Source organism: uncultured Oscillibacter sp. (assembly GCF_910584465.1).
Lineage (GTDB): Bacteria > Bacillota > Clostridia > Oscillospirales > Oscillospiraceae > Oscillibacter.
In genome coordinates this window covers 1-1,895 of sequence record NZ_CAJUBK010000133.1, presented here as the reverse complement: position 1 = coordinate 1,895, position 1,895 = coordinate 1, and the positions used below count along the sequence as shown (strand labels likewise).

The 1,895-nt window shown below is 65.1% G+C and carries 2 protein-coding genes; both read right to left on the bottom strand.

Going from position 1 to position 1,895, the window contains the following annotated elements:
- Positions 1-64: 64 nt before the first annotated feature.
- A complete protein-coding gene (locus QZ332_RS13575) occupies positions 65-1,036 on the bottom strand; it encodes a transketolase family protein (protein WP_295766412.1) in 972 nt (323 codons plus the stop codon).
- Positions 1,037-1,051: 15 nt separating this feature from the next.
- Positions 1,052-1,891 (bottom strand): transketolase, encoded by an 840-nt coding sequence (locus tag QZ332_RS13570; RefSeq protein WP_295766414.1) that lies wholly within the window; start codon positions 1,889-1,891, stop codon positions 1,052-1,054.
- Positions 1,892-1,895: the final 4 nt, after the last annotated feature.

The window sequence follows — 1,895 nt, the reverse complement described above, 5'->3', positions numbered from 1 at the left end:
GGCAGATACGCAGGGGCTCTGCCCCTGCACCCCGCAAGCCTTTGGAAAGGCTTGACCGAAACTTTTATTTCCGGGCGATCGCCTTCTTGACGGCCTCGACGATGTTGGCCGCCCGCAGGCCGTAGGTGTCCATCAGGAACGCCTGGGGGCCCACCTGGCCGAACTCGTCCTGCACGCCCACGAACTCCTGGACCGTCGGCAGGTTTTTCGCCAGGCAGTTGGCCACCACGGACCCCAGGCCGCAGCAGGTGTTGTGGTTCTCCGCCGTGACGATCGCCCCGGTCTCCTTCGCCGCCTTCAGCACCAGCTCCTCGTCCAGCGGCTTCCAGGTGAACATGTCGATGACCCGGACCTCGATCCCCTCCGCCTGGAGGGCCTCGTAAGCCTTCAGGCTCTCGTCCACCATGATGCCCGAGGTGATGATGGTCGCCTGGTCTTTCCCGCTCTCGTGCAGCACCACGCCCTTGCCGATCTCGAACTCGCTCCCCTCGCCGTAGACCCGGACCACGTCCTTGCGGACGAAGCGGGTGAAGCTCACGCCCTCCACGTCCACGAGGCCCTTCGTCACGCTGGCCAGCTGGTCGTAGTCGGCAGGGTCGATCACCGTCGCCGTGGGGATGCTCAGGTACATCGCCGCGTCCTCCAGGGGCATGTGGGTCCCGCCGTTGAACGCCGCCGTCACGCCCGCGTCGCTGCCCAGCACCCGCACGCTCAGACCCGCGTACGCCGCGCTCATGTAGATCTGGTCATAGCACCGGCGGCTGGAGAACGTGCCGAAGGAGTGGAAGAACACCTTCTTCCCCGTGGCGGCGAGACCGGCGGAGATGCCCGCCGCGTTCCCCTCCGCGATCCCCGCCTCGAACGCCCGGTCCGGGTAGTTCTTCCGCAGCTGCTTCGTGTTGATGCACCCCATCAGGTCGCAGTCCACGTACACGATGCTCTTGTCCTCGGCCATCAGCTCGTTCAGGGTCAGAGCCAGGCCGTCCCGGCACGCCCGGGAGTCCTTCTCATGCTTGCCGATCAGTTTCACATCCATCTCTCTCACCCTCCTTTATGCGTTTTTCGCGGCTTCCAGCTCTTTTTCGGAAGCGGCGATGGCCTCCTGCCACTGCTCTTCCTTCGGCTGGGAGGAATGGTCGTGCTTCGGCTCGGCGAACGTCGCGCCCTTGCCCTTGCTGGTGTCCAGCACGATGCAGCTGGGCACGCCCTTGACCGCTTTCGCCGCTTCGATCGCCTCATAGATGGCCTTCACGTCGTGGCCGTCGATCTCCTGCACGTGCAGGCCGAAGCCCGCCGCCTTCTTCGCCAGGTCGCCGTGGGCCAGGATGTCCGCCGTCGGCCCGTCCAGCTGATAGCCGTTGTTGTCGATGAAGTAGATGATGTTGTCCAGCTTATGGGCGCAGGCGAAGTGGAAGCCCTCCCAGACCTGGCCCTCGTCCGCCTCGCCGTCGCCGATGACGCAGTACACGTAGTTGTCCCGGCCGTCGATCTTGTTGCCCAGGGCCGCGCCGGTGGCCGTGGACACGCCCTGGCCCAGGGACCCGGTGGTCAGGTCCACGCCGGGGGTGAGCTTGCGGTCCGTATGGCTGGGGAACTTCGTCCCGGGCTGGTTCAGGGTGTACGCCTCCTCCATGGGATAGAACCCCATCAGGCCGAAGGTGGCGTAGGCCACAGGGCCCGCATGTCCCTTCGACAGCACCAGCCAGTCCCGGTCCTCCCACCGCGGGTTTTTCGGGTCGTATCTCATGACCTCGCCGTACAGCACCGCCATCAGGTCCGCCAGGTCCATCGACCCGCCCACGTGGCCGAACCCACGGCTGTGGATCACTTTCAGCGTCTCCAGACGGATCTCAGCTGCTAACACCTTCAGCTTTTTCTCGTTCATGGTCATCGCT

Excerpts from the sequence above, each read along its gene's own strand:
- QZ332_RS13575 (WP_295766412.1), bottom strand. The coding sequence starts at position 1,036 with ATGGATGTGAAACTGATCGGCAAGCATGAGAAGGACTCCCGGGCGTGC.
- QZ332_RS13570 (WP_295766414.1), bottom strand. The coding sequence starts at position 1,891 with ATGACCATGAACGAGAAAAAGCTGAAGGTGTTAGCAGCTGAGATCCGT.